At 72.2% G+C, this 8052-nt stretch carries 8 protein-coding genes and 1 pseudogene; 2 read left to right on the top strand and 7 right to left on the bottom strand.

The window, feature by feature from the left end:
- From AOK15_RS27990 to AOK15_RS27975, 4 genes and pseudogenes are all read right to left on the bottom strand, one after another.
- Nucleotides 1-330: pseudogene (locus tag AOK15_RS27990) on the bottom strand (ATP-dependent helicase); the annotation flags it as partial.
- A gap of 137 nt (nt 331-467) precedes the next feature.
- Nucleotides 468-1049 carry a hypothetical protein gene (locus AOK15_RS27985; protein ID WP_055521133.1) on the bottom strand — a complete coding sequence of 194 codons (582 nt, stop codon included), beginning with the start codon at nt 1047-1049 and terminating at the stop codon, nt 468-470.
- The gene (locus AOK15_RS27980; protein ID WP_055521132.1) at nt 1046-2191 is read right to left on the bottom strand and encodes an ROK family glucokinase; all 1146 of its coding nucleotides are present in this window, start codon (nt 2189-2191) and stop codon (nt 1046-1048) included. Before AOK15_RS27980 ends, AOK15_RS27985 begins: the two co-directional genes overlap by 4 nt.
- Nucleotides 2192-2350: 159 nt before the next feature.
- Entirely contained in the window at nt 2351-3088 is a 738-nt protein-coding gene (locus AOK15_RS27975) for a GntR family transcriptional regulator (protein ID WP_205632243.1), read from the bottom strand.
- A gap of 129 nt (nt 3089-3217) precedes the next feature.
- Between AOK15_RS27975 and AOK15_RS27970 the strand changes: the two genes are divergently transcribed.
- The gene (locus AOK15_RS27970; RefSeq protein ID WP_055521130.1) at nt 3218-4234 is read left to right on the top strand and encodes a Gfo/Idh/MocA family oxidoreductase; all 1017 of its coding nucleotides are present in this window, start codon (nt 3218-3220) and stop codon (nt 4232-4234) included.
- A 55-nt stretch (nt 4235-4289) separates the two neighbouring features.
- Here AOK15_RS27970 and AOK15_RS27965 read toward each other — a convergent pair whose 3' ends face one another.
- The 3 genes from AOK15_RS27965 to AOK15_RS27955 all read right to left on the bottom strand — a co-directional run bounded on the left by AOK15_RS27965 (nt 4290) and on the right by AOK15_RS27955 (nt 6827).
- Nucleotides 4290-4790: a hypothetical protein gene (locus tag AOK15_RS27965; protein WP_055521129.1), complete on the bottom strand. Its 501-nt coding sequence runs from the start codon at nt 4788-4790 to the stop codon at nt 4290-4292.
- A 54-nt stretch (nt 4791-4844) separates the two neighbouring features.
- Nucleotides 4845-6035 (bottom strand): cytochrome P450 family protein, encoded by a 1191-nt coding sequence (locus AOK15_RS27960; RefSeq protein ID WP_055521128.1) that lies wholly within the window; start codon nt 6033-6035, stop codon nt 4845-4847.
- Between the two features lie 120 nt (nt 6036-6155).
- Complete coding sequence (locus AOK15_RS27955) at nt 6156-6827, bottom strand: response regulator (RefSeq protein WP_055521127.1); 672 nt, start codon at nt 6825-6827, stop codon at nt 6156-6158.
- A 124-nt stretch (nt 6828-6951) separates the two neighbouring features.
- On the opposite strand from AOK15_RS27955, the gene AOK15_RS27950 reads away from it, so the two are divergent.
- Nucleotides 6952-7995: an aldo/keto reductase gene (locus AOK15_RS27950; protein WP_055521126.1), complete on the top strand. Its 1044-nt coding sequence runs from the start codon at nt 6952-6954 to the stop codon at nt 7993-7995.
- Nucleotides 7996-8052: the final 57 nt, after the last annotated feature.

Here is an 8052-nt window from a genome sequence, read left to right as displayed (position 1 = left end):
GGGGTGGGCGGCGGGGTCGCGGCGGGCCCGGGCGAGCAGGGGCAGGGCGGCGGCGACGGGCAGGGACAGGGCGGGAACGGTGCCTCTGCGGACGCCGGTGGCGCCGTGACGGCGGACGACGGTGAGGTCCTCGGGTGTGCCGGGCGGTGGTTTGTCGCTGTCCGGGTCCCAGAACGCGACCCGCCCGTGGCGGGGCAGGGGCGCCGGCAGGAAAACGGCGGCCAGCCGCACCGGGACGGTCAGGGGATCGGTGACGGCCGGTGTCACGGCAACCGCCGTGTCGGCCCCGTGAACGGCCGTGTCGGCCTCGGGAACAGCCATGTCCCGCATGCGTCCGGTCACCTCCCCGCCCATGGTCGGATGAGCCGTCCCCGGCTCCGATCAGCTGTCTCCGACTCTACGGGCGGGGTCTGACATTCGGTCCCGCCGACCGTGCGCGGGCCCGTGCGGGCCCGGATACGCGCAGGTCAGGGAACGGTTCGGGACACCACGTACACCATCGGATGGTCCGGGTTGGACCTGTTCACGACGATGTCGTGGGTGGGCGCGGGACTCTTCTGCTTGTTGACGAGGCCGTACCAGGGGCCGGGGCCGCTGAAGTCCCAGCCGACGATCCGCCGGTCGCGGGCGTGGACGGCCATCTCGCCCTTCTTCAGCGCCGCCGTGCTGGTGCCGATCTCGTCGAGGAAGCGTTCGAGGCCCTCGTTGCTCGTGTAGAACTGCACGTACAGACGGCTGGTCCGCCAGTTGTTGGTCTCGTAGTACGCGAGGTGCTTCGAGTACGGCGGGATCGGGACGTCGTAGAGGCGCTGCTGGAGCCGGGAGGGCCAGTGCGCGGTGAGGCCGGTCGCCGAGTACTTCTCCTCCTTGTCCTTGCCGCTGTCCCGGCTCTGGTTCGCGGAGATCACCAGATAGCCGGCGGGGACGCCGATGAGCAGCACGATGATCGCCAGGGTGAGCGCGCGCCGGCGGATCCTGTGGCGGCGGTCCTCGGCGGGCTGCCCGGGTTCCTCGGGTGAGGTGCCCTGGCGGGGCACGGAGGCGGTCATGCGGAGTCCTCGGTGGTGCGGCGGGCCTCCACGTACCGCGCGTACCGCTCGTAGCGTTCGACCCGGCGGCGGTTGGCGCGGCGGAAGCGGCGGGCGACGAGGCGGGCGAGGTCGGCGGCGCCCACCATGCCGGCCTCGGGGCCGAGCTGGGCGCGGGCGATACGGGCCTCGGGGCGGTAGCCGCGGCCGGTGAGATGGCGGCGGAAGGCGTCGCGGGCGGGGCCGATGAGGAGGTCGTCGGCGGCCGAGACACCGCCGCCGATGACGAAGCAGGACGGGTCGAGGGCGGCGGCCAGGTTGGCGATGCCGACGCCGAGCCACTGGCCGATGTCCTGGAGCAGCTCGATGCACATCGCGTCGCCCTCACGGGCCAGCTCGGTGATCATCGGCCCGGTGATGTCGCCGATGTTGCCCTTGACGTGCTCGATGATCCCGTACGCGACCGGGGAGTCCGCCGCGGCCAGCTCGCGAGCCTCTCTGACCAGCGCGTTCCCGGAGCTGTACTGCTCCCAGCAGCCTCGGTTGCCGCACGGGCAGCGGTGTCCGCCGGGCACGACCTGCATATGGCCGAACTCGCCGGCGACCCCGAACTTGCCGCGCTTGACCTGGCCGTCCTCCAGGATCGCGCCGCCGATGCCGGTACCGAGCGTGATCATGACCAGGTGGTCCTCGTCACGGCCGGCGCCGAAGCGCCACTCGGCCCAGGCGGCGGAGTTGGCGTCGTTGTCGACCAGCACGGGCACGGCGAGGCGGCCGGCGAGCCGGTCGCGCAGCGGTTCGTTGCGCCAGGACAGGTGCGGGGCGAACAGCACGCGGTTGCGGTCCGCGTCGACCCAGCCGGCGGCGCCGATGCCGACGGCGTGCACGTCGTGCCGGTCGGAGAGGTCCAGCACCAGCTCCACGATCGTGTCCTCGACGACCTGGGGGCTCTTGGACTTGTCCGGGGTCTCCGTGCGGAGCTTCTCCAGGATGTTGCCGTCGGCGTCCACGACGCCCGCCATCACCTTCGTACCGCCGATGTCGATGCCGACGGTGGGGACGCGGGGCGCCGTCAGGTGCGAGCGGCGCTCGCGCGTGCCGACGGTACGCAGGACGGTGGCCCGCGCGGAGCCGCGGTGGGTGAAGTCGCGGTAAGTGCTCATCGGGCCGATTCTGCCTTAGCGCTCCGCTTGGTGCGGCGTGGGGGCTGGGGGTGCCATGGGTTGTTTTTCGGGTGCGGGTCCGGTGGGGGCTGATCGCGCAGTTCCCCGCGCCCCTGAGGAGCAGGGGCCTGCTCCTCAGGGGCGCGGGACGGAGACCTCCTACGCCCTCACCAGCAGCTGGAAGTCGAACGAGTAGCGGGAGGCGCGGTAGACGTGGGTGCCGTATTCGACCGCTCTGCCCGTGTCGTCGAAGGTGGTGCGTTGCATGGTCAGGAGGGGGGCTCCGACGGGTTCGGTCAGGCGTTCGGCTTCCGCCGGTGTGGCCGTTCTCGCGCCGATGGTCTGGCGGGCGCTGTGCAGGGTGATGCCCGCGGAGCGCATCAGACGGTAGAGGCCCGTGGACTCCAGCTGGGGCGAGTCGAGGTCCAGGAGGCCGGTCGGGAGGTAGTTGCAGAGGGCGGCCATGGGCTCGCCGTGGGCCAGACGGAGTCGCTCGATCCGGTGGACTTCTCCGCCCTCGGCGACGGCGAGGGCGGCGGCGACCTCGGCGGAGGCGGGGACCGTGGTGTTGAGCAGGACCCGGGTCTCGGGGCGCTGGCCGGCGGCCTCCAGGTCGTCGTAGAGGCTGCTGAGCTCCAGGGGGCGCTTGACCTGGCTGTGGACCACCTGCGTGCCCACACCGCGGCGGCGGACGAGGAGGCCCTTGTCGACGAGGGACTGGATGGCTTGGCGGACGGTCGGGCGGGACAGGCCGAGGCGGGCGGCCAGCTCGATCTCGTTGCCCAGCAGGCTGCCCGGGGTCAGCGCGCCGTGCTCGATCGCGGCCTCCAGTTGCTGCGACAGCTGGAAGTAGAGCGGGACCGGGCTGCTGCGGTCGACGCTGAGCTGGAGCGACACGGTCGGATCCACTTCTGGTTTCGGCACGGGCCGAGCGTAGCCCCGGTGTCGGATGACGGGAAGCCGCGTCGTTCGGTTGTCCGGACAAAGCATTGACACGGCGGCGGGTACGACCGCACTTTGTTTCTCATGCGCATCGGACTTATCGGAGCGGGTCGAATCGGGACGATTCACGCGACCACGCTCAGCCGTCACCGCGACGTCGGCTCCCTGATCGTCACGGACGTCGACACGGCTCGGGCCCATGACCTCGCGGACCGCCTGGGCGAGACGGTCGCACCGGGAGTGGACGAGATCTTCACCTGGGGTGTGGACGCCGTGATCATCACGGCCGCCACGTCCGCCCACGGCGAACTGATCGGTCGGGCAGCACGCTCGGGGCTCCCCGTGTTCTGCGAGAAACCCATCGCCGTGGACATGCAGGGCACCTTAAACGCGCTCGCCGAGGTCGACGCCGCCGGAACCGTGCTGCAGATGGGCTTCCAGCGACGCTTCGACTCCGGCTATGTCAGCGCCCGTGAGGCCGTGCGCTCGGGCCGACTGGGGCGGCTGCACACCGTCCGGGCGCTGAGCGCCGACCAGGCACCGCCACCCGCCGGGTACCTGACGGTCTCCGGGGGCATCTTCCGGGACTGCATGATCCACGACCTGGACGCCGTGCGCTGGGTGACGGGACGCGAGGTCGTCACCGTGTACGCGACGGGGTCGGACGCCGGGAACCCGATGTTCCGGGAGGCGTATGCCTTCGACTGCGCCACGGCGGCCGCCGTGCTGACGCTGGAGGACGGCACCCTCGTCACGGCGACGGCGGCGCGGGTGAACGGGGCGGGCTACGACGTCCGCATGGAGCTGGCCGGGGAGCTGGACACCGTGGTGGTCGGGCTGGACGACCGTACGCCGGTGGCGTCCACCGAGCCGGCCGGGCCGCCGCCCGCGGACAAGCCGTGGACCGGTTTCCTGGAGCGTTTCGCCGCCGCGTACGAGGCCGAGGTCGCCGCGTTCGTCGAGGTGGTGCGCGGCGAGCGCGCCAACCCCTGCGACGGCCGTGAGGCGCTTCAGGCGCTGCGCGTCGCCGAGGCCTGCGAGCTGTCCCGCCGGGAGCACCGGCCGGTGAACCTCGGCGAGATCCCGGGCGGCCGCGACTGAGCCTCCACGCACGAGGCCCGGCGGCCGTACCGCCCGGGGCTTGCGTGCGCGCGGGTCACACGAGCAGCCGTACCGCCGGGGTCTCCGAGTCGGTGGCGAGGATCTGGTCGCAGTCGCCGCAGCGGAGGTCCCACGGGCGGCCCACGTTGGTCTGGATGCTGGGCTTGCCGGACTCCCTGGTCTCGTGGCAGTAGTAGCCGAGGTGCAGTCGCACCCAGGGGTGGCTGGTCGGGGCCGCGGAGCGGCGGCCGTCACGGCCGTCCTCGAAGGGCGCCCACCAGAAGTCGACCAGGATCCGCACCGCGAGCCGTTCGTCGCCGGAGGTGCTGTCGAACGCGGCGATGCGGGCCGGCGCGTGATGGCGGCCGAGGCCGCTTCGGGTGCCGGAGCACAGGGCCTTCTCGGCGCCCCGCTCGAAGACCGTGGTGCGGCCGAGGCGCTCGCAGACGAAGCAGTCCAGGCTGAACTCGAGGGTGGGACCCCAGTACAGCTGATGGCTCTCCTTGCCGCCCGAAGGACGGGTGAGGGCCGCCGTGATCTCCGCGGTGCGCAGCATGGTCGGTTCTCCTGCGGGGCTCGGGGGCGGCGTGCGCGGGCGGGGAGAGCGTACTCACCAGCGGACCGGCAGGCTCCGTGCGCCGCGTATCAGCATGCCCGGCAGCCAGGGGCCCGGCGATCCGTCCAGGGCGAGGTCGGGGCAGCGGTCGAGGAGGGTGCGCAGGGCGACGCGGGCCTCCAGCCGGGCCAGGGGCGCGCCCAGGCAGTAGTGGATGCCGTGCCCGAAGGCGAGGTGGCCCCGGGTGTCGCGGTGGATGTCGAAGCGGTCGGCGGCGGGGCAGCGGCTGTCGTCTCGGTCGGCGGCGGCCAGGCCGACCAGCACGGAATCGCCCGCCTCGATGGAGGTGCCGGCTATGACGAGCGGCTCGGCGGCGAAGCGGAACGTCCCGTTCTCCACGGGGCCCTCGTAGCGCAGGGTCTCCTCCACCACCGCGTCCACGAGGCTCATGTCGGCCCGTACCTCGGCGAGTTGGCCGGGGTGGGTGAGCAGGGCGCGCACGGCGTTACCGATGAGGTTGACCGTGGTCTCGTGGCCGGCGATGAGCAGGATGAAGGCCATGCCGCGCAGCTCGTCCGGCGACAGCCGGTCACCGTCGTCGTCCGCGCTGCGGATCAGCGCGCCGAGCAGGTCGTCGGCGGGCGGCGAGCACCGCTTGTCCTCGATCAACTCGCCCAAATACGCGGCGAGTCGGACGAAGGCGTCGTACTCGTTCTCCGCGCTGGTGGGGGCCACCGTCTCCGTCGACATCTCACGGAAGGCGGCGCGGTCGAACTCGGGCACGCCGAGCAGTTCGCAGATGACGGTGAGCGGCAGCGGATAGGCGAAGGACTCCACCAGGTCGGCGCGTCCGAGCGGCAGCATCGCGTCGAGCAGGTCGTCGGTGATCTGCTGGATCCGGGGCCGCAGCCGCTCCACACGGCGGGCGGTGAACTCGCGGGTGACGAGCCCCCGCAGTCGGGTGTGCTGCGGCGGGTCGGAGACCAGCAGGTACTTGCCGATCAGCTCCTCGTCGAGGAAGGTGATCCCGATCTTCGAGGCGTCCTTCGACAGCCGGGGGTCGGCGAGCGCCGCCCGCGCCTCCTCGTACCCCACGACCAGCCACACCTCGTGGTGCGCGTCGGGTCCGGGCAGCCGCACCCGGTGCACCGGGCCGAGCGCGCGCAACTCGGCGTACACGGGATACGGATCCTCGGTGAACCGGGCCCCGTACTTCCCCAGATCGATCACATGCGTGTTCCCCATGAATCCCCCTCACCCTCGCAACGCACGGGCCCCCGCACGAGTGCCCGCGCCGGGCAGCGAATTCCCCGCCCCACGGGGCGAACGCCCCCGGTCGGGGCTCGCCGCCCCGGCCGGCCGGCGCTACCGTCCTTCGTCCTCCAGCAGCCCGGCGTCGTACGTCAACAGGGCGATCTGCACACGGTTGTTGAGGTCGAGTTTGGCGAGGATGCGGGAGACGTGGGTCTTGACGGTGGCGACGCTCATGAACAGTTCGGCGGCGATCTCCGCGTTGGAGGCGCCCCGGCCGACCGCGACGGCGACCTCGCGTTCCCGGTCGTTGAGGGCGGCGACCCGGGAACGGGCCGTCGTACGGCGGGTGTCGGGTGCGCTGCCCGCCGCGTGCTCCATCAACTGGCGGGTGACGGCGGGCGACAGGACGGGATCACCGGCGGCGACCCGGCGTACCGCGTCGACGATCTCGGCGGGCGGAGTGTCCTTCAGTACGAATCCGGCGGCGCCCGCGCGCAGGGCCCGCAGCACCTGGTCGTCGGCGTGGAAGGTGGTCAGGACGACCACCTGAGGGGCGTCCGCTCGGCGGCGGAGCCGTTCGGTGGCCGAGAGACCGTCGACGGTCGGCATCCGGATGTCCATGAGGACGACGTCGGGGTGGGCGCGGTCGACCAGGGCGTCCACCTCGGCGCCGTCGGCGGCCTCGCCCACGATCTCGATGTCGTCGGCGCCGCCCAGCATGAAGGAGAGCCCGGCGCGGACGAGGGGATCGTCGTCGACGAGGAGCAGTCGGATGGGGGTCATCGGCCCGCCGTTCGGAGGTCGGTCATGGCCCTACCGTAATGACGCCGCGTCACGGACCGACGTCTTCCGCGGGGCCGACCCGTTAGTGTCGGCCGGTACGGCATTCAACTGACGGAGGTTTTGGGTGCGTTACCGACTCCTGGGCCGGACCGGGCTCCGTGTCTCCGAGCTGTTCCTCGGTGCCATGACGTTCGGCGAGCAGGGCGGGGTGGGGGCGCCCCGGGCGGAGTGCGCGCGCATCCTCGACGTGTACGCGGAGGCCGGCGGCAATGTGATCGACACGGCCGTCAACTACCGGGGCGGGGAGAGCGAGCGCATCGTCGGCGAGCTGCTCAAGGGGCAACGGGACCGGTTCGTGCTGTCCACGAAGTACACCGTCTCGCGCGACGGCACCGACCCCAACGCGGCGGGCAACCACCGCAAGAACCTGGCCCTGTCCCTGGAGACCAGTCTGCGGCGCCTGGAGACCGACTACATCGACCTGTACTGGGTGCACATCTGGGACCGGAACACCCCTGTCGAGGAGACGATGCGCGCGCTGGACGACGCCGTACGGTCCGGGAAGGTGCTGTACGTCGGGATCTCGGACGCCCCGGCGTGGGTGGTGGCACGGGCCAACACCCTCGCGGAGTGGCGGGGTTGGTCCCCACTGTCGGCGCTCCAGGTGCCGTACAGCCTGCTCAACCGGGACATCGAGCGTGAGCTGCTGCCGATGGCGGAGGCGTTCGGGATGTCGGTCGCGGCGTGGAGCCCGCTGCAGAACGGCATCCTGTCCGGCAAGTACACGCGGGCGGGCGGGCCGGCGCCGGGTACGGCGACCCGGCTGTCCGCGGAGACCATCGGGCGGCGGGAGCGGGCGGTCGCGCAGGCCGTGCAGGCCGCCGCGGACGAGCTCGGTGCCACGCCCGCGCAGGTCGCCATCGCCTGGACCATGGCGCACTCCCCCGCCGTCCACCCTGTCCTGGGCGCCCGCCGGGCCGAACAGCTCACGGACAACCTGGGCGCGGCCCGGCTGGTCCTGCCGGAGGAGGTCCTGGTCCGCCTGGAGGACACGACGGGCTTCCGGCTCGGCTTCCCCGGCGACTTCATCGACGAGGCGTCGGCCTGGGTGTACGGCTCGGCGGGCCAACGGGTGGTGCCGCGGGAGTGGGGCCGGGGCGCCCAATAGCTCGGGGGTGCGGCATTGGTTGGCGGGTGCGGGTGTGTGGGGGTTGTTCGCGCAGTT

Origin of the sequence: Streptomyces ossamyceticus, assembly GCF_001418475.1 — a bacterium.
GTDB classification, from domain to species: Bacteria; Actinomycetota; Actinomycetes; order Streptomycetales; family Streptomycetaceae; genus Streptomyces; species Streptomyces ossamyceticus.
This window is presented reverse-complemented; position numbering and strand designations above follow the sequence as displayed.

What these genes read in the sequence shown, in the direction of transcription:
- AOK15_RS27985 (WP_055521133.1), bottom strand. Translation starts at nt 1,049, where the DNA reads ATGACCGCCTCCGTGCCCCGCCAGGGCACCTCACCCGAGGAACCCGGG.
- AOK15_RS27980 (WP_055521132.1), bottom strand. Translation starts at nt 2,191, where the DNA reads ATGAGCACTTACCGCGACTTCACCCACCGCGGCTCCGCGCGGGCCACC.
- AOK15_RS27955 (WP_055521127.1), bottom strand. Translation starts at nt 6,827, where the DNA reads ATGACCCCCATCCGACTGCTCCTCGTCGACGACGATCCCCTCGTCCGC.
- AOK15_RS27960 (WP_055521128.1), bottom strand. Translation starts at nt 6,035, where the DNA reads ATGGGGAACACGCATGTGATCGATCTGGGGAAGTACGGGGCCCGGTTC.
- AOK15_RS27970 (WP_055521130.1), top strand. Translation starts at nt 3,218, where the DNA reads ATGCGCATCGGACTTATCGGAGCGGGTCGAATCGGGACGATTCACGCG.
- AOK15_RS27965 (WP_055521129.1), bottom strand. Translation starts at nt 4,790, where the DNA reads ATGCTGCGCACCGCGGAGATCACGGCGGCCCTCACCCGTCCTTCGGGC.